General features: G+C 55.9%; 22 protein-coding genes. 14 read left to right on the forward strand and 8 right to left on the reverse strand.

Features of this window, described 5'->3' with window-relative positions; genetic code table 11:
• Window positions 1-156: 156 nt before the first annotated feature.
• The 4 genes from mdtI to OMR58_RS04475 all read right to left on the reverse strand — a co-directional run bounded on the left by mdtI (window position 157) and on the right by OMR58_RS04475 (window position 3,424).
• Window positions 157-486, reverse strand: coding sequence for a multidrug/spermidine efflux SMR transporter subunit MdtI (mdtI, locus tag OMR58_RS04460; protein ID WP_105592435.1), 330 nt, complete (start codon window positions 484-486; stop codon window positions 157-159).
• Window positions 473-835: a multidrug/spermidine efflux SMR transporter subunit MdtJ gene (mdtJ, locus tag OMR58_RS04465; RefSeq protein WP_420830649.1), complete on the reverse strand. Its 363-nt coding sequence runs from the start codon at window positions 833-835 to the stop codon at window positions 473-475. The genes mdtI and mdtJ overlap by 14 nt, the downstream gene beginning before the upstream one ends.
• Before the next feature lie 437 nt (window positions 836-1,272).
• Entirely contained in the window at window positions 1,273-2,022 is a 750-nt protein-coding gene (locus tag OMR58_RS04470) for a hypothetical protein (protein ID WP_264545339.1), read from the reverse strand.
• A gap of 73 nt (window positions 2,023-2,095) precedes the next feature.
• Window positions 2,096-3,424, reverse strand: coding sequence for a CapA family protein (locus tag OMR58_RS04475; protein ID WP_264545340.1), 1,329 nt, complete (start codon window positions 3,422-3,424; stop codon window positions 2,096-2,098).
• A 228-nt stretch (window positions 3,425-3,652) separates the two neighbouring features.
• On the opposite strand from OMR58_RS04475, the gene OMR58_RS04480 reads away from it, so the two are divergent.
• From OMR58_RS04480 to btsR, 5 genes are all read left to right on the forward strand, one after another.
• Complete coding sequence (locus tag OMR58_RS04480; RefSeq protein ID WP_105592429.1) at window positions 3,653-4,450, forward strand: transporter substrate-binding domain-containing protein; 798 nt, start codon at window positions 3,653-3,655, stop codon at window positions 4,448-4,450.
• Between the two features lie 4 nt (window positions 4,451-4,454).
• A complete protein-coding gene (locus OMR58_RS04485; protein ID WP_123331230.1) occupies window positions 4,455-5,123 on the forward strand; it encodes an amino acid ABC transporter permease in 669 nt (222 codons plus the stop codon).
• A gap of 12 nt (window positions 5,124-5,135) precedes the next feature.
• Entirely contained in the window at window positions 5,136-5,891 is a 756-nt protein-coding gene (locus OMR58_RS04490; protein ID WP_200560139.1) for an amino acid ABC transporter ATP-binding protein, read from the forward strand.
• A gap of 155 nt (window positions 5,892-6,046) precedes the next feature.
• Complete coding sequence (locus OMR58_RS04495) at window positions 6,047-7,735, forward strand: sensor histidine kinase (RefSeq protein ID WP_264545341.1); 1,689 nt, start codon at window positions 6,047-6,049, stop codon at window positions 7,733-7,735.
• Entirely contained in the window at window positions 7,729-8,448 is a 720-nt protein-coding gene (gene btsR, locus OMR58_RS04500; RefSeq protein ID WP_105592425.1) for a two-component system response regulator BtsR, read from the forward strand. The genes OMR58_RS04495 and btsR overlap by 7 nt, the downstream gene beginning before the upstream one ends.
• Before the next feature lie 35 nt (window positions 8,449-8,483).
• Here btsR and OMR58_RS04505 read toward each other — a convergent pair whose 3' ends face one another.
• Window positions 8,484-9,311, reverse strand: coding sequence for a protein bax (locus OMR58_RS04505; RefSeq protein WP_200546288.1), 828 nt, complete (start codon window positions 9,309-9,311; stop codon window positions 8,484-8,486).
• A gap of 142 nt (window positions 9,312-9,453) precedes the next feature.
• Between OMR58_RS04505 and OMR58_RS04510 the strand changes: the two genes are divergently transcribed.
• Together OMR58_RS04510 and OMR58_RS04515 are read left to right on the forward strand one after the other, a co-directional pair.
• Window positions 9,454-9,678 (forward strand): hypothetical protein, encoded by a 225-nt coding sequence (locus OMR58_RS04510; RefSeq protein ID WP_264545342.1) that lies wholly within the window; start codon window positions 9,454-9,456, stop codon window positions 9,676-9,678.
• Window positions 9,626-11,656 carry an alpha-amylase gene (locus OMR58_RS04515; RefSeq protein WP_264545343.1) on the forward strand — a complete coding sequence of 677 codons (2,031 nt, stop codon included), beginning with the start codon at window positions 9,626-9,628 and terminating at the stop codon, window positions 11,654-11,656. Before OMR58_RS04510 ends, OMR58_RS04515 begins: the two co-directional genes overlap by 53 nt.
• A gap of 127 nt (window positions 11,657-11,783) precedes the next feature.
• On the opposite strand, the gene yjiA is transcribed toward OMR58_RS04515, so the two are convergent.
• The 3 genes from yjiA to OMR58_RS04530 all read right to left on the reverse strand — a co-directional run bounded on the left by yjiA (window position 11,784) and on the right by OMR58_RS04530 (window position 15,205).
• Complete coding sequence (gene yjiA / locus OMR58_RS04520) at window positions 11,784-12,761, reverse strand: GTPase (RefSeq protein ID WP_264545344.1); 978 nt, start codon at window positions 12,759-12,761, stop codon at window positions 11,784-11,786.
• 11 nt (window positions 12,762-12,772) lie between these two features.
• The gene (locus OMR58_RS04525; protein WP_105592421.1) at window positions 12,773-12,976 is read right to left on the reverse strand and encodes a YbdD/YjiX family protein; all 204 of its coding nucleotides are present in this window, start codon (window positions 12,974-12,976) and stop codon (window positions 12,773-12,775) included.
• Between the two features lie 75 nt (window positions 12,977-13,051).
• Entirely contained in the window at window positions 13,052-15,205 is a 2,154-nt protein-coding gene (locus tag OMR58_RS04530; protein WP_200560134.1) for a carbon starvation CstA family protein, read from the reverse strand.
• A 363-nt stretch (window positions 15,206-15,568) separates the two neighbouring features.
• On the opposite strand from OMR58_RS04530, the gene OMR58_RS04535 reads away from it, so the two are divergent.
• From OMR58_RS04535 to OMR58_RS04565, 7 genes are all read left to right on the forward strand, one after another.
• Window positions 15,569-15,994 carry a GNAT family N-acetyltransferase gene (locus OMR58_RS04535; RefSeq protein WP_200560133.1) on the forward strand — a complete coding sequence of 142 codons (426 nt, stop codon included), beginning with the start codon at window positions 15,569-15,571 and terminating at the stop codon, window positions 15,992-15,994.
• A 55-nt stretch (window positions 15,995-16,049) separates the two neighbouring features.
• A complete protein-coding gene (locus OMR58_RS04540) occupies window positions 16,050-18,218 on the forward strand; it encodes a hypothetical protein (RefSeq protein ID WP_347710563.1) in 2,169 nt (722 codons plus the stop codon).
• Entirely contained in the window at window positions 18,188-18,982 is a 795-nt protein-coding gene (locus tag OMR58_RS04545) for a DUF3142 domain-containing protein (RefSeq protein WP_264545345.1), read from the forward strand. Before OMR58_RS04540 ends, OMR58_RS04545 begins: the two co-directional genes overlap by 31 nt.
• 780 nt (window positions 18,983-19,762) lie before the next feature.
• Window positions 19,763-20,308, forward strand: coding sequence for a fimbrial protein (locus OMR58_RS04550; protein WP_264545346.1), 546 nt, complete (start codon window positions 19,763-19,765; stop codon window positions 20,306-20,308).
• A 57-nt stretch (window positions 20,309-20,365) separates the two neighbouring features.
• The gene (locus OMR58_RS04555; RefSeq protein WP_264545347.1) at window positions 20,366-21,052 is read left to right on the forward strand and encodes a fimbrial biogenesis chaperone; all 687 of its coding nucleotides are present in this window, start codon (window positions 20,366-20,368) and stop codon (window positions 21,050-21,052) included.
• 12 nt (window positions 21,053-21,064) lie between these two features.
• The gene (locus OMR58_RS04560) at window positions 21,065-23,662 is read left to right on the forward strand and encodes a fimbria/pilus outer membrane usher protein (protein WP_264545348.1); all 2,598 of its coding nucleotides are present in this window, start codon (window positions 21,065-21,067) and stop codon (window positions 23,660-23,662) included.
• 10 nt (window positions 23,663-23,672) lie between these two features.
• Window positions 23,673-24,737, forward strand: coding sequence for a fimbrial protein (locus OMR58_RS04565; RefSeq protein WP_264545349.1), 1,065 nt, complete (start codon window positions 23,673-23,675; stop codon window positions 24,735-24,737).
• Window positions 24,738-24,809: the final 72 nt, after the last annotated feature.

Here is a 24,809-nt window from a genome sequence, read left to right on the forward strand (position 1 = left end):
AGGCTGGCATGAACGCAGGTGCTGTACGCTGCCTCTTCGCTGCTCTGTCTCGCGTATCTGCGGCGTTTAATCGCCGCAGGATGCAACGGCGTTTATTCGCCTCCTGCGGCGGGTGCCGTGCTGCTTTGCGCGTCGCAGCACCGTTCTGGATAGTCATCACGCCAGCTTGATCAGCACCATCCCCACCAGCAACAGCAGCAGACCGGCCCAGCCTTTGCGGTTCAGGCGCTGGCCGAACAGTACCCATCCCGCGGCGACGGTAGCGACAATACCAAAGCCGCCCCACAGCGCGTAGGCTACCGACAGATCGATTCCCTTCACCGCCTGAGAAAGCGCGCTGAACGCCGCCAGCACCGCGCCCAGCGACAGCACGCCGTAAACCTTACGCCGGAAGCCGTCGGACAGTTTCAGGAAAATATTGGCGACGATTTCCAGCACGATGGCGCCCGCCAGCCATGCCGCATGCACCCATTCAAACGCCTGCATGCTGCACCTCCACGGTTTTCTTCGCCGCGCGGGTCCCGGACTTAATCAGTGCAATACCGACCACCAGCGTGGTCAGGCCGAGCAGCTTAGTCAGCGACAGCGACTCTTCAAACAGCAGTACGCTGAACAGGGTAATAAACAGAATGCCGATCCCTTCCCACATCGCGTAGGCCACGCCGAGGGCGATTTTCTTAATCGAGAACGACAGGGTGATGTAGGAGAGGGCGATCATCAGCAGCATTAAAAAATAGCCAAGTGGATTGCCGCTGACGCCGGACCACTTCATCAGCAGGGTGCCGGTAATTTCAAAGGCGATGGCCAGCGCCAGTAATAGCCAGTAAATCATGATGCATCTTCCGTAAGATGTGAATAGCGAGCCTGAAAGCGCGGATTAACCGACGCAGGCTGAAATTAAACAGGGCAAATGAACGCACGGCGTGCGTGATGCCAAAACGGAAGATCGGGACTAAAGCGCGTTGCGCCAGTGTTGTTCACCGGAAAGGGCGTGGGGGAAAGCCAGTACGACAGTGGGGGTAGAGCGTTCGTTTCTGAACTGATTGTCCATAATTTTTACAACTTATCCGCGTTGTTGCTTCTCGTCGATGCGGAAAGGAAATTGTCCTCGGGAGTTAAACACCTGATATTTCTACCACGCGGCATGTTTTTTAGCTCGTCATTTGCAATTCTTTACGCTGCTCAGTGGTGAAAAGCCAGTTAATCAGACCTTTTATCCGTATTTAACTGGCGTAATTATCTGGCCTGGCCTGGCCTGGCCTTGCGAGGGAATTATTGGCAGTAGTCAGCAAATATCACGCCTTTGCCGCTCATGGTGCTCTGCCAGCGGGCGGCGCTGGTGGCAAAGCGAACGTTGTTGACGCCGAACTTCGCCAGGTTAGCCTGCGACCAGGAGAACCATTTTTCCGGGAATTTTTCGTGGTAGTCCGACTGCCGCTGCGGGCACCAGGCGAAATCGCCATTAACGCCGATCTGCTGATAAAATTCCGCTTCCTGCTGCTTTAACTCGGTGAAAACCGTTGAAGTCACCAGCATCTCGTGAGTTTGACCCTGATCGTTTGACTCCAGCGCGATTTCATCGGTCGGGCTGTGCAGGCTGCCGTGCCACAGCAGATAAGCGTTTTGGGTAATGAACTTATTTTTCCCGGCGGGAAAGATATAGTTAGCGCAGGCGGAGGCACAAACGTTTCTGACTTCCACATCCATTTTGCGCTTGTGAATTTCACGGCCCATCTCCATCGCTTCTTTGGCATCGCCGCCGATACTGTTGAACGAGACTTTTTCCACCCGCCGCATGTCCAGCTGGCGAAGCAACGCTTCCGCGGAGCCTTCGATGATTTTGCCGTCGAAGTAGAGTGTACCGTTACGCACCGCAATCGAAGGCGGGGAACGCAGCACGCTGTCATCATCAATATCAATCGGCTGCCACGCGTTAGCGGCGGCAGAGAACAGTGAGGTGGCGGCGAAGATGAAGGCTGCCAGCCGTGTTTTACGCTGTGGGTGGGGGGGTATTACATCCATTTCGGCCCGGTTCCTTTATTTATCAATAGTCAAAGTATACATCCGGTCGGCGACCGGATGTATTTAATGACGCTTAACGGGCGTTAAAGGCGATCATACCGTCCTGTTCCTGGTAGCTGAACTCGGTGCCGTAGCGTTCGCTCATGCGTGTCAGCAGTGCGGCAATCTCATGCCCCTGCTGGTGGCTAACGATCTGCGGCAGGCCGCGATCCAGTACGCGCGGGCTGTCCATACCCAGATCCAGCGGCAGCAGCTGCACGCGAATATTGCTGCCTTCCACGTCAAACACCGCCAGAGCGTTTTGTGAGAAGCGCGCTTCGGCATTAAAACCGGTGAACTCGCCTGCGCTGTTTTTCGCGCGGGCACGATGCAGATCCGACGGGCGCGCATCCACTTTATGGCCGTAGGCCTGGTACATTTCCGGGCCGATAATCGATTCACCGGCTTCGAATTCCATCAGCAGGCTGCCGAGGTTATAGAAGATCGGCTTACCGTTGTAGATTTCCACCCCGCGCATAAAGTGCGCCCCGTGGCAGACTACCGCATCGGCACCGGCCTCTACCGCGCGATGGGCGAAGGATTCGACGAACTCGGGCGCGTCCGGGCTGTACCAGCTGTCTTTATCGCCTTCGTGGGTGTGCAGGCTGACCAGCGTAAAGTCGCTGCGGTTGGCGGCATCGCGCACGCTGTGTTCGTTTTCCTGGCAGTCCTGCTCGTTGTACCAGGTGCGTACACCGGCTTTCTCGCCGCGCTCAATTTGCAGAGAACTTTCGAACAGCGAGCCAAATTTAAACTCGTCCGGCCCCTTGTCGGCCATCACCTCAACGCGCATGCCTTCGCGCACGCTTTCATCGGTGCCCAGCAGGCGGGTGATGTTTTTCAGCTGCTCGAACTGTTCGTCGGGCAGCACGTAGGCGCGGCCCCAGCGCAGCGGGTTCAGGCCCGGACGCGGTACGGTGCCCGCGCCGCCGTTGGCGGCCAGGAACACTTCAGAACGGGTTGAGCCGAGCGCCACCACACCCACGCGACCGGTGGCGGTATCAAGGAAGCGCGGCAGGCGGGAATCGTCGAGGTTGCGGCCTACGCCGCAGGGAACCAGTCCGCGTGCTTCCGCCGCGTCGATGGTGCTCAGCACGCCTTCCCAGCCGAAGTCACCGGTGTGGTTGTTGGCGAAGGAAACCAGCTTGATGTTCAGATCGACAAACTCATCCAGCGTTGCCGGTTTGACGGCCGTGATGTAGCCACGCCCTGCCGCAGGGGGAATATTCGGCTGCGGGCAGCTGAATTCAGCATTAGCAAACACTGCATCTGCCCCCTGAAGTAAGTTAATAATTCTTTTATCCAGGCGGTTGACCAGGTTACGGCTGGAAAATAGCAGGTCACCACAGGCTACAATACGCATAATTCTCTCTCTGGTTAGAAAATCCGTTATTTTGCGGATTAAGATGGTTCTTATTATTTTATTAACTATACCGGCGGTGCAACTGCTATCCTGTTTCATCTGGGAATTTTATATAACCTTCTGTTATATCTTATTCCTTTTTGTTGGTAGCAAGCATCCCGGCGCCGCGTTATACGTTTTCGCCTCTATAATATTGTTATTTCTAGAAAATTTAAATCAGGGTAAATAATGCAATCTACAAATAAAGGTATTCTCGCACTGGTTCTGGGGTTATCGGTTCTGGTGGCCGGCTGTGATAATAATAAAGAGAAAGCCGCCGATGCAGAAAAGGTCCTTCAGGTCGGTACATTCGGCGTGAGTATTGGTTTCTCCTACCGTCAAAACGGCAAGGATTTAGAAGGCTATGATATTGCGGTTGTAAACGCGGTGGCGAAAAAGCTGGGTTATTCCCGTGTGGAATTAACCACTGCTGATATGACCGGCCTGTTCGGTATGCTGGATTCCGGCAAAATCGTCACCATCGCCAACCAGGTTGAAGCCAACGAAAAACGCCGTGAAAAATACCAGTTCTCCCAGACCTACATCTATTCCGGCGCGCAGCTGGTGACCCGCAAAGACGACGACTCTATCCAGACTATCGACGATCTGAAAGGCAAGCGCCTGGGCGTGGATGTAGGCAGCAGCAAAGAGAACTTCCTGCGTAAAAACTACCCGGATGCCGGTATCAACATCCACACCTACGAAGAGCCAAGCGCTATCGTGCAGGATGTGGCGCTGGGCCGTATTGACGCCTACATCATGGACCGCGCGGGTGCACAGCTGCTGATTGATAACTCCCGCCTGCCACTGAAACTGTCCGGTAACCCGGTCTATCGCTATCAGGAAGCGTTCCCGTTTGTGAAAAATGCCCAGGGCGACGAGCTGCGCACCAAGTTTGATGAAGCGCTGAAAGAACTGGCCGCCGACGGTACGCTGACCAAACTGTCCGAGCAGTATCTGAAACAGGACGTCAGCAAGGAACAGTAAGCCGATGAATTTCGATCTGCGTTTTATGCTGGAGGCGTTTCCTTCGCTGCTCAGCTTTTTACCGATGACGCTGTTCCTGGCGGTCACCTCGATGGTGATCGCTTCGGTGATGGGCGTTGGCCTTGCGCTGCTGATCCGCAACCGCATCATGATCCTGACTCCGCTGGCCGAGCTGTATATCTCGTTTTTCCGCTCGGTGCCGACGCTGGTGACGCTGTTTATTTTTTACTTCGGTATCCCGCAGCTGTTCCCCGGCATCAGCATGATGAACGCGATCTCTGCGACCATTATTGCGCTCAGCTTTAAGAACGCCGCCAACCTCGCCGAGGAGTTCCGCGGCGCGATGAACGCCATCGAGCCGGGCCAGATGGAAGCCTGCCTGTCAGTGGGTTTGACCCGCTGGCAGGGGTTCCGCCGGGTTATTCTGCCGCAGACCATTCGCGTTGCCGTGCCGGGTATGGCCAACTATCTGATTATGCTGATTAAAGAGTCATCGCTGGCCTTTACCGTGGGCGTAACGGAGATCTTCTCGCAGACCAAGATCCTGGCGAGTAACTCCTTCCGCTTCCTGGAAAGCTATATCGCGGTGGCGCTGATCTACTGGGCCGTGACCATTCTGCTGACCATGCTGCAAAAGCGTCTGGAAAAGCGCCTTAACCGGCCTTATCGCTAAGGAACCCAGCCGATGTTGACGATTAGCAAGCTGAATAAATTTTATGACAAAACTCACGTGCTGAAGGACGTTGATCTTTCGGTGGCGCAGGGGGAAGTGGTGGCGATTATCGGGCCTTCCGGCTCGGGGAAATCAACGCTGCTGCGCTGCATCAATCTGTTGGAGAAGCCGGAAAGCGGCACGCTGACCATCGGCGATCTGACGGTGGATGTCGCCAAAATCAGTACCAAACAGGAAAACGCCCTGCGCCAGCAAACCGGCATGGTGTTCCAGCACTACAACCTGTTTAAAAATAAAACCGCACTGCAAAACATCACCGAAGGGCTGATTATCGGCAAAAAAATGCCGAAGGCGGAAGCGGATGCCATCGGGCTGAATCTGCTGGAGAAGGTCGGCCTGCGCGAGAAGGCCGACAGCTATCCTGCGATGCTTTCCGGCGGCCAGCAGCAGCGCGTGGCGATTGCCCGTTCGCTGGCGGTGAAGCCGAAGGTGATCCTGCTGGATGAGCCGACGTCGGCGCTGGACCCGGAACTGGTACAGGAGGTGCTACAGGTGATCCGCTCAATTATCGATCATCAGACCACCATCCTGCTGGTGACCCACGAGATGTCGTTTGCCCGTGATATTGCCGACCGCATTATCTTTATGGCCGACGGCGCGATTGTGGAAGACGGCGAGCCGGAGCAGATCTTTACCCGGCCGCAGCATCAGCGCACCCAGCGCTTCCTGCTCAGCTATCAAAATGACGTCAGCGGGCATCGCCCGTAAGCGACTCTCCTTAACGGGCAGCGCCGCGGTGCTGCCCGATTTCCCTTCTCAACGTAAAAAGTGACCTGCGCGATCGCATTTTTCTGGCCTGTGGCAAAGAAACGTTTCGCTAATAGCGGTATGTTATCCGCCTTAACGGTTGTGGACGGCAGGGCATGTACGAGTTCAATTTAGTTTTACTGCTGTTGCAGCAGATGTGTGTGTTTCTGGTTATTGCCTGGCTGATGAGCAAAACCCGCCTGTTTATCCCGCTGATGCAGGTTTCGGTGCGCCTGCCGCACAAGCTGCTGTGCTATATCACCTTCTCCGTGTTCTGCATTATGGGCACCTACTTTGGTCTGCATATCGAAGACTCCATCGCCAATACCCGGGCGATCGGCGCGGTAATGGGCGGCCTGCTCGGCGGCCCGGTGGTCGGTGGGCTGGTCGGGCTGACCGGCGGTTTGCATCGCTATTCGATGGGCGGGATGACCGCGCTGAGCTGCATGGTTTCCACCATTACCGAAGGGCTGCTCGGTGGCCTGCTGCACAGCATTTTGATCCGGCGCGGTCGCATCGATAAGCTGTTCAACCCGCTGACCGCGGGCGCAATCACCTTTGTTGCCGAAGTGGTGCAGATGCTGATTATTCTGCTGATCGCCCGGCCGTTCCAGGACGCGCTGCACCTGGTGGGGAGTATTTCTGCGCCGATGGTGGTGACCAATACCCTGGGGGCGGCGATGTTTATGCGCATCCTGCTCGATAAGCGGGCGATGTTTGAAAAATATACCTCGGCGTTTTCCGCCACCGCGCTGAAGGTGGCGGCTTCCACCGAAGGGATACTGCGGCAGGGCTTTAACGAAGAAAACAGCATGAAGGTGGCGCAGGTGCTGTACAAAGAGCTGGATATCAGCGCCGTGGCGATCACCGATCGGGAGAAGCTGCTGGCGTTTACCGGTATCGGCGACGATCACCATCTGCCCGGAAAACCGATCTCTTCCAGCTATACCTGGCGCGCCATCGAAGGCGGTGAAGTGGTTTATGCCGACGGCAACGAAGTGCCTTACCGCTGTTCGCTGCACCCTAACTGCAAGCTGGCCTCGACGCTGGTGATCCCACTGCGCGGAGAGAACCAGCGGGTGATTGGCACCATCAAACTCTACGAAGCGCGTAACCGCCTGTTCAGCTCGATCAACCGCACGCTGGGGGAGGGGATTGCGCAGCTGCTGTCGGCGCAGATCCTGGCGGGGAAATACGAGCGGCAGGAGGCGCTGCTGGCGCAGTCGGAGATCAAGCTGCTGCATGCCCAGGTTAACCCGCACTTCCTGTTTAACGCGCTAAATACCCTGAAAGCGGTGATCCGCCACGACGGTGAGCGCGCCGGGCAGCTGGTGCAGTATCTGTCGACCTTTTTCCGTAAAAACCTCAAGCGGCCTTCCGAGATTGTCACACTGGACAATGAGATTGAGCACATCAATGCCTATCTGCAAATTGAGCTGGCGCGCTTCCAGTCGCAGCTAAGGGTAGAGATGCAGGTGCCGGAGGCGCTGGCGCATCAGCATTTACCGGCCTTCACGCTACAGCCGATTGTGGAAAATGCCATTAAGCACGGCACCTCGCAGCTGCTGGGCAGTGGGGCGATTACTATCCGCGCCCGCAGTGAAGGGCAACATGTGATTGTCGAAGTAGAGGATAATGCCGGGCTGTATCAGCCGAAAAGCAGCGGCAATGGATTAGGTATGAGCCTGGTAGACAAGCGCCTGCGCGCGCGATTTGGCGACGGCTACGGGCTGACGGTCAGCTGCGAACCGGACTGCTTTACCCGCGTGACGCTGCGCCTGCCGATGGAGGAAACCGCATGTTAAGAGTGCTGATTGTTGATGATGAGCCGCTGGCGCGTGAAAACCTGCGCTTCCTGCTACAGGACGAGAGCGATATCGAGATTGTCGGCGAATGCAGCAATGCGATTGAGGCGATTGGTGCAGTGAATAATCTGCGGCCGGACGTACTGTTTCTGGACATCCAGATGCCGCGCATCAGCGGGCTGGAGATGGCCGGGATGCTCGATCGGCGGCATCGTCCCTATATTGTGTTTCTGACCGCCTTTGATGAGTACGCGATCCAGGCGTTTGAGGAACATGCCTTCGACTATCTGCTAAAACCCATCGAGCAGCAGCGGCTGGGCAAGACGCTGGCGCGGCTGCGCCAGGAGCGGCAGGTACAGGATATTTCTCTGCTGCCGGAGAACCAGCAGCCGCTGAAGTATATTCCCTGTAGTGGGCACAGCCGCATCTGGCTGCTGCAAATGGATGAGGTGGCGTTCGTCAGCAGCCGCATGAGCGGCGTTTACGTCACCAGCCAGGACGGAAAAGAGGGTTTTACCGAGCTGACGCTGCGCACGCTGGAGAGCCGTACGCCGCTGCTGCGCTGCCATCGACAGTATCTGGTGAATATGACCCAGCTAAAGGAAATTCGTCTGGAGGATAACGGTCAGGCGGAGCTGCTGCTGCGCGACGGCCATACCGTTCCGGTAAGCCGCCGCTATCTGAAAAGTCTGAAGGAAGCGCTGGGGCTGTAGGCCAGCTGGCCCGACAGCCCGTTAAAGGCGGGAATTTACATATGTGCAGCAATCAGCTGCTGGTTATCCTGATACATGGCGAACAGGTAGTTGTTATAGCTCTGACCGCGGGTGGAATAGCCCTTCAGCTTGTGGATCATCGCCGTTGCCGTCACTTCCTGATCCGCTTTGCGCAGCTGAGCGCGGGATTTACGGAACGACGCATAGGCCGCGTGGGTATTCAGGTTAGCCACGTAAGCCGCAACTGACTCCTGCACGGAATCATAGCGGGAGTAGCCTTTCACCTTGCCTGGCCCATTTTTACAGCCCCCTTTCGCGCATTTCATGCCGAAAAGATTGTTGTTGCTGCGCGTCAGCTTCGAGGTGCCCCAGCCGCTCTCTGCCGCCGCCATGGTGGCGACCATGCTGTCGGGGATAATATCCACGCGGTCCAGCAGCGCGTCCCACGGGATACGGCGCGTATTGCCGGACCAGCTCACTTTGTAGCGTGTGGCAATATCCTTCATGCGCGCGCGTTCAGCAGGCGACCACTGACTGGTGTACTGCTTACTGAGCAGCCAGTTACGCTCGGCGGTAATCGCCGCGTTCTGGCTGGTGATATAAGGCATAACCGTCCGGAGAAACGCTTTTTTCCTTGGGGTTCCGGAAGGGTATTTTCGCAAATCAGGAAGTGAACTACTCTTAACACTATTGCGAGAATACTCTTGTTTACTGCTTGCCTGTTTCTTAACGCTGGTCTTAACGACGTGGGCTTTGTGACTCGTTGTTTCTGCGTGCGTCTTTGCCAGCACGCCCCCTGAAAACATCAGGGTGAAAAACATGAGTATCGCCGCCCCAGGTCGTCGCTTGGGTATCGATATCATTAGCTCTCCTGGTCGAATGTAAGCATTCCAATCCTTTCGTTATGCGCTTTTTTGTCGGATGAATCGGAAATTGTACCAAAAATAACCTCACAGGGCACGTACAGAAATAGTCCAATTCCGAAATCATGTCACGATAAATCGTATGAAAATCGATCAAATTTTGATGCAAATAGTGTTTTTCGCCCTGAAGAATGTCGCGAAAACGGTCTGTTATCTCATCCCCGCCTCTCCTCCCTGCGGATTTTTAAAGGGGATGATTCACCCGTTTGACTTCAGCGGCACACTGGGGAAAATCGCCATGACGGGGCTCTTTAATGAAACACTCAGCGTTACTTCTGCTCTTACTGCCCGGTATTGCCTGCGCTAACTGGACCGCTTCTAATTTCCCGCCTTTGACCGACGACGGTACCGGCGTCTGGCGCAGCCATGCCCCACTGAAAAAAGGCGCTCAGTCGATAACTCTGAAGCAGGGGGAGCAGTGCTGGCAGCCATCGGGCGACATCAGGCTTAACCAGATGCTGTCGCTGAAACCCTGTAGCGGCAGCGCGCCGCAGTGGCGAATTTTCCGCGACGGTGATTATCAGGTGCAGCTGGATACCCGCTCCGGTACGCCCACGCTGCTGCTGAGTGTGAAGGGCGCGAGCGATGCGCCTGCCGTCGTGGCTCGCCAGTGCCCGGTGAGCAGTGGGAAACCGCTGACTATCCCCGTCGGGCAAACCTTTGCTGAAGGCAGCGTGGTGCGGGACTTTTACAGCCTGCAAACCGCCACCGTCCGCGACGGAAAAATTACCCTGCAGCCAGCGGCGGAAAGTAACGGACTCCTGCTGCTTGAAGCAGAGAAAACCCATCAGGCAGCAGCGTTTCAGTGGCACAACGCCACGGTCTATTTCGTGCTGACCGACCGTTTTGCCAATGGCGACCCGTCCAACGACCACAGCTACGGGCGGCATAAAGACGGCATGCAGGAGATCGGCACCTTTCACGGCGGCGATCTGAAAGGCCTGGCCGGCAAACTCGATTATTTGCAGCAGCTGGGCGTTAACGCGCTGTGGATCAGCTCGCCGCTGGAGCAGATCCACGGCTGGGTGGGCGGCGGCACGAAAGGCGATTTCCCGCACTATGCCTACCACGGCTATTACACCCAGGACTGGACGCGGCTGGATGCCAACATGGGCGATGAAAACGACCTGCGTACGCTGGTGGATGAGGCACACCGGCGCGGCATCCGCGTGCTGTTTGACGTGGTGATGAATCACGCGGGCTACGCGACGCTGGCGGATATGCAAACTTATCAGTTCGGCGCGCTCTATCTGAACGAGCCCGAGCGCGGCAAGATCCTTGGTGAACGCTGGACCGACTGGCAGCCCGCCGCCGGGCAGAACTGGCACAGCTTTAACGACTACATCAACTTCAGCGACAAAACCGCCTGGCAAAACTGGTGGGGAAAAAAGTGGATACGTACCGATATTGGCGATTACGACAACCCCGGTTTTGACGATCTGACCATGTCGCTGGCCTTTTTACCGGATCTGAAAACCGAATCCACCGAACCTTCCGGACTGCCGCTGTTTTATCGCCATAAGCCCGATACCGCCGCGCGGGAAATCGCCGGAGCCACGCCGCGCGATTACCTGACTCACTGGCTGAGCCAGTGGGTGCGCGACTACGGCATCGACGGTTTCCGCGTGGATACCGCCAAACACGTTGAGCTGGAAGCCTGGCAGCAGCTAAAAACGCAGGCCAGCGAGGCGCTGGCGGCGTGGAAGCAGGCCAATCCGCAGAAAAAAATCGATGATGCGCCGTTCTGGATGACCGGTGAATCCTGGGGGCACGGCGTGATGCAAAGCGCCTACTACCAGCACGGCTTCGATGCGATGATCAATTTTGATTACCAGGATCAGGCCGCCAGCGCGGCGAATTGTCTGGCGAATATGGACGGTGTCTGGCAGCAGATGGCGGAAAAACTCCAGGATTTCAACGTCCTCAGCTATCTGTCTTCGCACGATACTCGCCTGTTCCGCGAAGGTGGCTCAACGTCGGCAGAGCTGCTGCTGCTGGCACCCGGTGCCGTACAGATCTTTTACGGTGATGAATCCGCACGTCCGTTTGGCCCGACCGGATCGGACCCGCTACAGGGCACACGATCGGATATGAACTGGCAGGATCTCAACGGCAGCGCAGCGGCCAGCCTGCTGCACTGGCAGCGGATCGGGCAGTTTCGCGCCCGCCATCCGGCGCTGGGTGCCGGGAAGCAGACCGCGCTGACGCTGCCGCAGGGCTACGGCTTTGTGCGCGAAAAGGGCGATGACCGGGTGATGGTGGTGTGGGCTGGCCGGGAAAAGTGAGGCGCTTGCCCGGCGATGAGGCAGCGATCGCGGGCGGGTAACGGCAAGGATGTGGTGGGATGCGCTGCCGTTGCGCGACGGCTAAACCATGTCGGTTCGCCGTCGCTAACTGAACAGGATGAAGTAGCTACTGTGCGGCAGGCTGGTCCATCCTCAGTCCGTCAAAGGCGCTTCGGATCTCCGCTTCCGGCAGGTTCACACCAATAAACACCAGCGTGCTGTGCGGCTGCTCGTCCGCTTCCCATGGGCGATCCCAGTCGGCGCTGTAGAGTCGCTGCACGCCCTGGAACAGCAGGCGGCACGGCTGGTCGGCGATCCACAGCATCCCCTTATAGCGCAGCAGGCTTTCGGCAAAGCTGCCCAGCAGGTTTTCCATTACCGCCGACACATCACCCAGCACCACCGGGTAGTCAAACTCCACCACGATCGATGAGATGGCGTTCTGCGCCTCGTGAATGCGCTGGAAGCGGGGTTTCGCCACCACCACCTGCTCCTCCAGCATAAAGCCGCGGGTATCAAACAGCAGGGCGAGGTCGATCTGGCCGTGGATCACCGGATAGATCGGCGCGCGGGCGTTGATGCGCTGAAGGCGTTCGGTCAGCGCGGTGTTATCGCCGGAGACGTCGGTTTTACTCAGCAGAATGCGATCCGCGTAGCCGATCTGTGACTGCGCCAGGCTGAACTGGTTTAACTGCTGGTCGGCATGCACCGCATCCACCAGGGTAATCACTCCGTCCAGCAGATAGCGCTCGCAGATAATTTCGTGGGAGAAGAAGGTTTGCAGGATCGGGCCGGGGTCCGCCATGCCGGTGCATTCAATCACCAGCCGGTCAAAGCTCAGGCTGCCGTTGTCCAGACCACCGAGCAGATCCAGCAGCGCATCTTCCAGCTCGTTAGAGCGGGTGCAGCAGATACAGCCGTTGGTCAGGGTGGTAATCTGACTGGCGCGATCGCCAATCAGCTGGGTATCTACCGAGACTTCGCCGAACTCATTTTCAATGACGGCGATTTTGTAGTCCTGCTGTTCATGCAGGATATGGCGCAGCAGGGTGGTTTTACCTGCGCCGAGGAAACCGGTTAAAACGGTGACTGCAATCGGGGTCATAATCGTTCCTGTTAACAGCAGCGCATTCCGCCTTTGCCGTCGCCGCCGTAGCGGGCCTGCTGGCGTTCGCGGAAAAATTCCTTATAGGTCATCACCGGTTTGTCCGGATGATTGGTCTGCATATGCAGGACGTAGGTATCGTAATCGGGGATGCCTACCAGCATTCTTGCCGCCTGACCGAGGTATTTTTTTGCCGCGCCTAAGTTATCAAACATACGCCGCTCCTTTGGTGATCCCCCGCCGTCAGGCAGGAGACAGCCCCGCATCGCGGGGCTGAGATTCAGAGATTATCAGTGGCCGGAAGAGACTTTCACCCCTTCTTTCGGCACCGGGACATAAGGCGTTTCTTTGTCGGTGCGCTGATCTGTCTGGCGCGCCTTCATCCACGCTTTAATGCCGTAGAAGATAATACTGTACACCACAATCAGGAACAGGATACTCAGTCCGGCGTTAGTGTAGTTGTTGATCACAATATGATGCATATTGTTGATCTGCTGCTGGGTCAGCTCGGCACCGCCTGCCTGGATACGCTCTTTATACTGCCCGGCCATATAGAAGAAGCCTTCCATCTGTGGGTTGTTGCTGAACAGTTTCAGGCCCAGCGCCCAGGTGGTGCAGATCAGCAGCCAGACGGCTGGCAGCACGGTCACCCAGATGTATTTGGTGCGCTTCATTTTCACCAGCACCACGGTCGCCAGAATCAGCGCCACGGCGGCCAGCATCTGGTTAGAGATACCGAACAGCGGCCACAGGCTCTTCACGCCGCCCAGCGGATCAACCACGCCCTGATACAGCAGGTAGCCCCACAGGCCCACGCAGCCTGCTGTGCCTACAACTCCTGCCACCAGCGAGTCGGTTTTCTTCAGGAACGGCACGAAGTTACCCAGCAGGTCCTGCAGCATAAAGCGGCCTGAACGCGTACCGGCATCCAGCGCGGTCAGAATAAACAGCGCCTCAAACAGAATACCGAAGTGATACCAGAAGCCCATATCGGCCACCGGCACAATCTTGTGGAAGACGTGGGCGATACCCACGGCCAGCGTTGGTGCACCACCGGCACGGTTCAGTACCGAAGGCTCACCGATATCTTTTGCCGTTTGCAGGATCTGATCCGGGGTAATCACGAAGCCCCAGGAGCTGACGGTTGCCGCCGCGTGCGCGGTCGCTTCTCTCAGCTGTGCCATGATCATCGGCGCGTTTTCACCGCCCAGCTCGTGCAGGTTAGGCATGGTGATGCCCAGACCGGCCGGCGGGGTGTTCATCGCAAAATAGAGACCCGGTTCGATAATCGACGCCGCTACCAGCGCCATTACCGCCACGAAGGACTCCATCAGCATGGCACCGTAGCCGATAAAGCGTGCGTCGGTTTCACAGGCCAGCAGCTTCGGCGTGGTGCCGGAGGCGATCAGCGCATGGAAGCCGGACACCGCGCCGCAGGCGATGGTAATAAACAGGAACGGGAACAGCGCACCTTTCCACAGCGGACCCGTACCATCGATATACTGGGTGATGGCCGGCATTTTCAGCTCAGGATTGAGGATCACGATGCCGATAGCCAGGCCGACGATCACCCCGATTTTCAGGAAGGTAGCCAGATAGTCGCGCGGTGCCAGAATCAGCCATACCGGCAGCAGGGCGGAAACGAACGCGTAACCGATCAGCGTGAAGGTAATGGTGGTGTCTTTAAAGGTCAGCGCCGGGCCCCAGTACGGGTCGTGCGCAATCACGCCGCCGTAGTAAATAGAGGCGACCAGCAGCACGATACCGATCACCGACACTTCACCCACGCGGCCGGGCCGCAGGTAGCGCATGTAGATGCCCATAAACAGCGCGATCGGCACCGTCGAGCAGACGGTAAATACGCCCCACGGACTTTCCGCCAGCGCCTTAACGACGATCAGCGCCAGCACGGCGAGGATGATAATCATAATCAGGAAGCAGCCGAACAGCGCAATGGTGCCGGGGACCGGGCCCATCTCTTCTTTGATCATCTCGCCGAGCGAAGCGCCGTTACGGCGGGAAGAGATAAACAGCACCATAAAGTCCTGCACCGCACCGGCCAGCACCACACCCGCCAGCAGCCACAGCACGCCGGGCAGATAGCCCATTTGCGCGGCGAGCACCGGACCGACCAGCGGACCGGCACCGGCAATGGCCGCAAAGTGGTGACCAAACAGCACATTGCGGTTGGTCGGTACATAGTTCAGACCATCGTTATTAATCACCGCCGGCGTCGATCGCGTTGGATCGAGCTTCATCACCTTCTGGGCGATATACAGGCTGTAGTAGCGGTAGGCGACAAGATAGACCGACACGGAAGCGACGACGATCCACAGTGCACTGATATGCTCGCCGCGCCGCAGGGCGACGACGGCCAGACAACATGCCCCGATGATTCCAAGAATCATCCAGGGGATATGTTTGAATAATGAGTTTTTATTCATAGGAAACCTGGTTTTTATAATTGATGAAAACGATCTCAGCATCCCGGCTGAGCCTCTGAGTTTTTATCGAAGGGCACAAAATCATGCTGGGTATATGGTGGCAATTTTTCCCCCTGAGCGGTGGAAAGAGTGGTTAAGCGGTCATATGCAGCAGTGAGCGGTTGCTTGAGGGGCTGAGCGGTTTCGCTCTGAAGCTAACCCACTGAATTATGTGATGCAGATCTCGCTGGCAGCGAAAGCGGTGCAGCTTCATGCGTGTGTCACCGGCAAGTGCTAATCTGAGCGACGTTGCTAAGCAGAAATAACTGGCATAAGGTGATGTTTCACAAAGATATGTGTAATCGAACAGGGGATGACCGGGCTATGGAAAACGACGCAGATATTGTTTATCGGGTGAATTATCCGATCACTTCGCAGCAGTTTATCGATCTGCTGAGTGAAACCTCGTTAGGCGCAAGAAGGCCGCTGGCGGATGACGATCGCATTGCGAAGATGCTGAAGCATGCCAACCTGACGGTAACCGCGTGGCAGGGTGAGGCGCTGGTTGGCGTTGCCCGTTCGGTGACGGATTTCACCTTCTGCTGCTACCTGTCCGACCTCGCCGTGTCCGAAAAGGTCCAGAAGGGCGGCATCGGCAAGGCGCTGATTGCGGAAACCTGCCGCCAGCTTGATGCCGCCTGTCGCCTGATACTGATAGCGGCACCGCTGGCAGAAGGCTACTACCCGAAAATCGGCATGGAGCACCACCACAGCGCCTGGACGATTAAGGCCGGTGAGTTTCCTGCTTAAATAGGTACTACTCTTCAGGATGATAATGCGCGATTTCGCAGGAAAGGAGCCGATAGTGAAACATAACAACGTGTTGGGATGGATGCTGGCAGCAGGCAGCGTGGGGTTGTTCAGCCAGTGGGCGCAGGCTTCGTCGGATATGGGGAGCTGCCCCTGGAGTGCTAAAGGGTGCCTGATAAGCAGCCCGCCGGTGCTCGATATTGGTAACGATACCCGCGATAACCTGCTGCGGCTGCTGGGTGAGAAAAAGGCCTTCCCGCTGCCGGTACTGCCGGAATCCATCGATGTTGTTCACAGTCGTAACTACTATTTTGCACCGCATTTGTCGGAATGGTACGACCATATGCAGGATGAGGCGGCGCAGGATGCCTCGGTCGCCGAGCTGCCGCTGGCGATGCAGGCGAGGCAGATAGGCGTAGATGATGCCCTGCTGGACGGCTTCCGCCAGCAGAACGATGGCCTGGAAGATCGCCACGTGTCCAACACGCTCGAATCCGTCGAACAGTTTTACCGCGCGCTGCTGGCGGAAACCTCGCTGACCCCGGAACAGCGGCAGTCGCTGGCTCTGGCGCGGCTCAAGGTCAACGGCAGCGCTGAAGCGCAGGCTGCTATTGCGGCGTTGAACTACCCGGAAAACACCGTGGCCGGGCAGTTTCAGCACTATCTGCTGGCGGCAAACCAGTTCTATGCCGGTGACTATGCGGCGGCGGCCACCGCCTTCACCGCGCTGAGTGCAGGTCAGCAGCCGTGGCTGGCTGAAACGGCCGCCTATATGCTGATGCGTACAGGATTGAACCGCAGTAGCGCTAACGCCAGCGGCATGTACGGTGATTTTGATGTGAAAAACATTGATAAAGCCGCCGCCACGGAGGCGCTTAATCAGGCGCAGGCCTATCTGCAAAAATGGCCGGATGGCCTGTATGCCGAATCGGCACGCGGCATGCTGCGCCGCATTAACTGGTATCTTGAGGGTTGGGATTCGCTGGCGCAGGAATCCGAGCAGGCGCTGAAGCAGGCGGGCAGCGTGGAATCGCTCATTGCATTGATAGCCGAGGTTGACGATAAGCTGCTCAGTAAGGATCTGACCCGCAACGAGGCGTATTTCCTCAATGCGCCGGAAGCCCCGCTGCTGACCTTTACCCAGACGCTACGCCTGATGCGCAGCACGGAATGCGACGGCAAAGCACCCTGTGTGGATCGGGCGTATCTTGAGCAGATCAAACCGATTTTCGACAGGGGCCAGCAGCTGCCGCTGTGGCAGTACCTGACGCTGCTGCTGGCAGAGCAGAAGCAGGATTACGCCACGGTGCTCGACGCCATTAAACCGGTGGAATCCCTGCCCGAGCATGACATTCTGGCCTTCAGTCAGCAGGTGCTGTACGGCGACGTGCTGATGGATCAGAAAAACTGGGATGCCGCGCGCCAGCACTGGCTGCATCTGCTCACGATAGCCAAAGATAAAGAGCAGCAGCAGATGCTACAGGCGATGCTGGCGGCGACGCTGGTCAACAGCGGGCAGACCGGACAAATCTTTGCCGCCGACAGCCCGGTGACCAACCTGCGCTACCGCTCGCTGGTATTGAAGAAGCTGGCGACCCCCGACCTGCTGCGTCAGCAGGTAAAAGAGGGGAGCAGCAGCGAAGAGAAGACCATCGCACTGCACACCCTGCTGGTAAAAGACCTGATTGCCGGGCGCTACGGCGACTGGCTACAGGATAAGGCGCTGGGCAGCCATATCACCCAGCCGCTGGTGGACAACAGTTTTTCCGACGTCGATCTGACGGTATTTAACTGGACGGGCGAAAAAGCCGAACCGGGCTATCGCTGTGCCTCGCTGGAGCAGACGGTCAGCACGCTGAACGCCCGTTCCGACGACCCCCACGCGCTGAACTGCCTCGGCGAGTTTTTCCGCACCACGCAGGCGAAGGTGGACAGCTGGCCGGAACAGGATGGGACGCTGGCGTTGGGAGCCGCAGTGGGTGAGGGCAGTGGCGGCGCACCCAATCGTCAGGCGTACTATACGCAGGTGATCCAGAATCCGCGTGCCGAGCCGGAAGATAAAAGCTTTGCGCTTTACCGTGCGGTGATGTGCTATGCGCCGTCGGGCTACAATGACTGCGGCGGGCAGGATGCTGAACCGGCGGCGCGTAAAGCCTGGTTTAACCGTCTGAAAGCGGACTATCGGGGCGGACCATGGGCGCAGCGGCTCAAATACTACTGGTAATGATGCTGTGCAGTCTGGTGGCCTTTGGCAGTGTCAGTTCCAGCGCGAGCGAAGCCATTGCTGGCAGCACCCGTGCCAGCTCACCGGGTGCCGCCGTTTCATCCGCCGATAGCTATCGCGTCCGTGCCGCCGACCATCGTGCTTTCTGGCTGTGGTCCGGAGTCGGCAGCTCGGCAGAAATGCGTGAGGCAGAGGTGGTCTATCTGCATCAGGGAGAAGTGAATCTGTATCGCGGCAGGCCGGTCTTTGAACGCGTGGGCCTGCCGGTCAGCAGGCTTAGCTTCCCCCGCATCTGGCTAACTGTGCGCTTAACCACGCTGGAGATGCCGGACGATATCTCGGCAAGAATCATTGGCTTGATGGCGCGCTGGAGCCAGAGCGGTAATCACGTTGTCGGCCTGCAAATCGACTTCGATTCGGCGACCCGAAAGCTGGATGATTACGCGCAGTTCCTGACCGCGCTGCGGCAAAAGCTGCCGCGAGAGTATGCCCTGGGTGTGACCGGGCTGCTTGACTGGGCCAGTACCGGGGACATCGCCACGCTGAACCGCCTGCCGGTGGATGAGCTGGTGGTGCAGACCTATCAGGGGCGGCACAGTGTGCAGGGCTATGCCAGCTATTTGCCCGCGCTGCAAAAGTTACATATTCCGTTTCGTGTCGGGCTGGTTCAGCACGGCGAATGGGAGCCGCGCTATGAGCGTGAGCTTTCCGCCTCACGCTGGTATCGCGGAACCGTGGTATTTATGCTGCGTCCTGGGCGATAAATGGGAGCGAGAATCTCTCTCCACAATGCACCTTAACGCTCCGGACCACTTTAAAAGAATGAGATATTTAACAACTTCGCAGTGTTTTTTGTCTTTAATTTAATTAGCACCGATTGATGCTTTTTATGATTTTTTTCGCTTTTGTTTTACATGTGATTGTTATGTTTTGTTCTGAGGTATGTTGCTGTTGAGCTGGTATGAATGGGGTTTTACTGGTTCTGTTTGAACGTTTTTATTGTGATTTTTCAGTCTCGTTTCTCACGTTGTTTGGTTTTTTTAAAAGCTGTAATTTTTCCGGGTTGATGTCGTTTGTTTTCTTATTATTGTTTCAATGGTTTTTATTCTGATATTTAGTCGTGATTGACCGGTTTTTACATCGCAACAGAGTGTTTAAAAAAATGGATGGGATCTGATTTTCAGGAATCATCAAGCTGATTATTACGATTGGTAACAGGTTAACTTTACTGGTCTTTTATTTCGGTTTTAGTAATAAGTAAGGGGTTTGTTTTTCGGTTTGTTGTGGTTGGTTTAATATTCCAAATATCATTCTGAATCTGGCGTTTAACTACATCCGTTGATTGCTTTCCTCTATCATGATTAACAATATGCTCGATTTAAACGATTTAACTTCTGTTGACCATTTGATCTATATTGCGCCCGGCAATAAGTTCATCGAAGCAATACCCCTTTAAGGCAAGGAGTGCTATCGCTGAGTGTATGCTCGGTGCGGGAAAAATTACCGTTACTGAATCGATATTTTATTGTTCTATGGAGCTGTACATGAAAAAAGTATTACTGCCTTTGATGGCTATGGTGTTGTCTGCAACCACTTACAATGCGATGGCTTCTCACGGCACTGTTAAATTCACCGGAGAAATCAAGCGTTCTGCTTGTGAAGTTACCGCCGATACTCAAAATAAAGAAGTGTATTTAGGGACCTACCCAACATCGGCATTTAAGAATATTGGCGATAAATCCGCCTCTAAAGGTTTCCAGGTTTCGATTAAAGATTGCGATCCGGGCGATTACACCATGCGCTTTGACGGTAATACCGTTCCCGGTCACTTTGAACTGCTGTCCGTCAGTGCAGAAGGCAGTGAGGGTACCTCAGCCGCAACGGGGATTGGTATTGAGATCACCGACAACAATGGTAATTTATTGCCTATCGCAGACGGTTCTAACATTAGCGATAGCGTAGCAACAGTGAATGTTCCTGTTGGACAGACCACCGCGGTATTTAATTTTCAAGCGCGCTACCGTTCATTTGGCGTTGTAACACCCGGACTGGCTAACGCAACCAGCTCATTCACCATCGAATATAAGTAACTCCTTTTCAGGACAACCCGGGCCAGGGATGGCCCATGAATAAACGCAAGGAAAGCGATGAAACAGTTCTTCGTTGCTCTGCTGATGCTGGGCGCTTTCAACAGCTACGCCGGTATCCAGGTTGATGCAACCCGCGTGATTTACAAAGGTGCTGATAAATCGGCTTCATTACCCATCCAGAACGATGCTTCTGAAGCTTATATGGTGCAAACCTGGCTGGACACGGGAGATAAAAGCCAGGTGCCGAAAAACCTGCCTATCGTGGTTGTGCCACCGATTCTAAAAATGGACGCGGGGAAGACGGCCATCCTACGTTTTATCTATTCTGGAGCAGGTTTACCTCAGGATAAAGAAACGCTGCTGTGGATTAACGTTCAGGAAATTCCACCCAGTCCCAAACGGGATAATGTTCTGCAGATTGCGGTACGTACCCGAATCAAACTTTTTTACCGCCCGGATTCTCTGAATACTTCGCTCGAAAAACAGGTGAAAAAATTACGCTGGCAGCAAACCGATTCAGGTTTGCAGGTGATTAACGACGGGCCGCTACATATTACCTTCGGTGTTCTGAAGCTGAAAAATCGCGCCGGAAAAACGGTTAACGTTGAGGCGAATATGGTGAAACCCGGCGGCCGCCTGTCGTTTAAATTACCGGCAGGTGTCAGCCTGAGTAAAGGTATTTCCTTTAGCTATATCAATGACTTCGGCGGAAAAACAGAAGTCAGGGACGTTGCAGTACAATAAGAGAGACAGGGAATGGCATCTCAACGAAGCGGGACCAATGGAATAAACACGCTGGCGCAGTCGATCCATATTGCGATCGCGGTTGCCAGCTTACCGCTGCTGTGGAGCAAGATTGCTACGGCAGATACTTTTAATATGTCATTTGTTCACGGTAGCGAAAACCGCAGTAGCGCCAGAGCTGTCGCTCAGGGTGACTCCATGCCACCTGGGACCTATCCTTTTGATATTTATCTCAACCTGAGCCAGGTCGATCATAAGCGCATCACTTTCCACCACGTGGGTGAAAAGGCAGCATCACTGCCCTGTCTGAAGGCCGGGGATCTGTTGAGCTATGCGATTAAACTGCCGAAAACGCTTCCTGAAGACCGCTGCGTGGATTTACCTGCGGTTATTCCCGGAGCCAGCGTAACCTATGATGCCGCGATTCAGCAGATCGACATTTCGGTGCCGCAGAACATGATGGAACAGCGCGCGCGCGGTGCGGTTCCGGTAAGTCTGTATGATGAAGGCATTAATGCCCTCTTTGCCAACTACACCGTTAACTACAGTAAAAACAATTACCGGCACAAAGATACTGACGACACTGAATATACGTTTGCGGGATTAGACAGCGGCCTGAACGTGGGTCCCCTGCGCCTGCGTAATAACTCGACGTTTGATAAGCAAAGCGGCAGCAGCGGGAACTGGAACAGTATTGCCACCTGGGCTGAAACCGATATTGTGCCGTGGCGCAGCCGTGTAGCTGTGGGGCAGGTAAGTACCAGCAACAGCGTATTTAACAGCTTCCAGTTTCGTGGCGTCCAGCTGTCTAGTGTTGACGAAATGCTTCCGGACAGTCTGCGCGGCTATGCGCCGGTGGTGCGCGGTGTGGCGGCGACGAATGCCCGCGTCGAAATACGCCAGAATGGCTACATCATCTATAGCGCTAACGTTGCTCCGGGGCCGTTTGAGTTCAACGATATTTTCCCCTACAGCAATAACGGTGACCTGAGCGTAACGGTTAATGAAGCCGACGGTACGCATAAAAACTTTACGGTAGCCTATTCGTCGGTGGCGAATATGCTGCGCGAAGGGATCTGGAACTTCCAGTTCACCGCCGGGAAATATCATAGCGGCAACGGCGGCTATCAGCCCGAACTGCTTCAGGGGACCGTTGCTCTGGGGACGAAGTACAACCTGACTCCCTATGGCGGGGTGATTCTTGCCGAGCACTATCGTTCCGCTGCCGTCGGCGTTGGGAAAAACCTGGGAGAGCTGGGCGCGGTTTCGGTCGACGGTTCGATCTCCGATACCGATCTGGCCAACGGCGACAGCAAGCAGGGGCAGAGTTTCCGTTTCCTTTACTCCAAGTCGCTGAACCAGGTGGGTACGACCTTCCAGCTGGCGGGCTATCGCTATGCTACCTCGGGTTATTACGATCTCAGCGATGCCGTGAGGGAACGCAGCAACTGGAAAAATGGTATTTATGCCGATGACTACTGGGACCCCAGCGACGTGAAGCCGGGTGAAGCTTCTCACCAGGAAAGTAAGAAACGAACGCGATACACCTCGCGCTATGGTAATAAACGCCAGCGGGTTGAGCTCTCTCTGAATCAGCAGCTGTGGACCGGTGCCAGCCTCTATGCAAACGTGAGCCATCAAAATTACTGGGGTGACTCAGGCAGCGATCGTACGATCCAGGTGGGGTACAACGACGTTTATAAAAATATTTCCTACGGTGCTTACTGGCAGGATACGCATAGCCAGTACGGTTACTCTGACCACAGTATCAATTTCATCGTTTCTATTCCGCTGGGCTGGGGCAATGACAGTAATTCAACGACCGCTAACGTCAGCATGACGCACAGCAAGCAAAGCGGTAACAGCTATAACACGGGCATAAGCGGCACGCTGCTCGACGATCATCGTATGAATTACGCGGCATCCACCGGTCATAAGCGCTCTTCGGATCAGAACAGCAACCTGAATCTGGGCTACAGCAGCAGCGTGGCTAACGTCGACGGTAGCTACTCTTACAGCCGCAGATACCAGCAGATGGGGGTGGGTGTTGCCGGTGGTTTGCTGCTGCATTCCGGCGGCGCAACCCTGACTCAGCCGCTGCAAAACACCTTTATGCTGATCGAAGCGAAAGATGCCAAAGGCGTGCGGCTGGAAAACCAGCCCGGCGTGGCGATTGATAGCTTCGGCTACGCGGTGGTGCCTTCCGCTAACCCGTATCGCCTCAACTATGTCGCCCTCCGCACCAGCGACTTCGGGCCGGGGCTGGATGTGCCGGTGGCCAGTAAGCAGGTTGTTCCCGTGGAGAAAGCGATTGTGAAAGTGGCTTTTGATACGTTTAAAGGGGTCAGCCTGTTAATTCACTCGCGGCTGGCTAACGGTGACTATCCCGCGATAGGTGCCAGTGTATTTAATGCTGAAGGACGCAACAGCGGTACCGTTGGCCTTAACGGCAATGTCTACGTTTCCGGGGTGAAGCCCGGCGAGACACTGACCGTCAGATGGGGCGCAACGGCCGACAGGCAGTGTGTATTACCGATACCTGAGAGTATCGGTAATCAGCAGGTGACCAGGGGTTATCAGAATATCTCGTTAGAATGCCAGGGACGTTAAAGTGCAAAACATGAGCAGATTCAGGCGTAATGCCTTTCTGACCCTGCTGGGGCTGGCAGGGTTGTTGACGATGCAGCAGGCTTCGGCGATGCAGTGCCGCTACGGCAACGCGACGGGCAGCAGCATGCCGAACGGCGGCGTAAGCCAGGATATCGACATCGGGCGACCGATCGTACTGGCCGCCAGCGATTTTGTTGCCAACAACGTTATCTGGCGCTCGCAAAATTTCACCACAACCTTTACCTGCTGGGGCACCAACGGCCAGGCTCAGGGCGAGCACGCCTGGATTTACTGGAATCCGAAAAACGGTTTTAGCGCCCTGGACCCTTCGCTTGCCGTAGGCGTTTCGATTAATGGGATTGATTACGATGCGATTAATCATCAGCAAAGCGCGGAGCGGCCAACCGGGCCGAATCTCGGATGGGGAACGGTGGCGAACGAGAGCAGTACGGCTGCACCTCAGGCGATAACCATCAGTTACTCGGTATACCTTAAGGCGACCGGTACTCGCCCTCCGGCAGGTCATTTTGCACCGTTGCCGCAGGCGTCATTATTCCAGATTGACGGCGATAGCGGATTAAATCCCGTTCAGGGCCAGGCTTTTAACGCCCGGCTTAAAGGGCTGGATAAAATTCGGGTGGTGCAGTGCAGCCCGCAGATTACCGTGAAGGCGAACAGCGGTTCCAGCGTCGATTTTGGTTTGCTGAACTCTTCCGGTGCGAAACCTGGCATAGTGGCGAAACAGGTGCCTTTTAACATTAAAGCCACCCTGACCGGCGGAGACTGTGCCGGGCAATCTCTACAGGCCAGTTTCAGCAGCACGGTTACAGACCCGGCCAACGACACCTATATATTGCCGGCTACCCGGCCCGGCGTGGCGATTTTCCTGACAAAGCAGAACGACATGTCCAGAACGCCGATTCCGATGCAGACCACGGTTGATTTCGGCCAGGAACTACAGGAAAAACAGACGGAAGTGACAGAGACCTTTCTCGCTAACCTGAAGTGGCTGACGGATAACCCGACGCCAGGGATCTTCAGCGCAACGGCGAATGTTGACGTCACCTTCAAGTAATCATCGTCACTTCAGCATCAGCGTTGCCAGCATAAACAGGCCGTTATGAGCATTCATAATGGCCTGAATAAA

The sequence above is a fragment of the Erwinia sp. INIA01 genome, assembly GCF_025947915.1.
GTDB lineage: Bacteria > Pseudomonadota > Gammaproteobacteria > Enterobacterales > Enterobacteriaceae > Erwinia > Erwinia coffeiphila.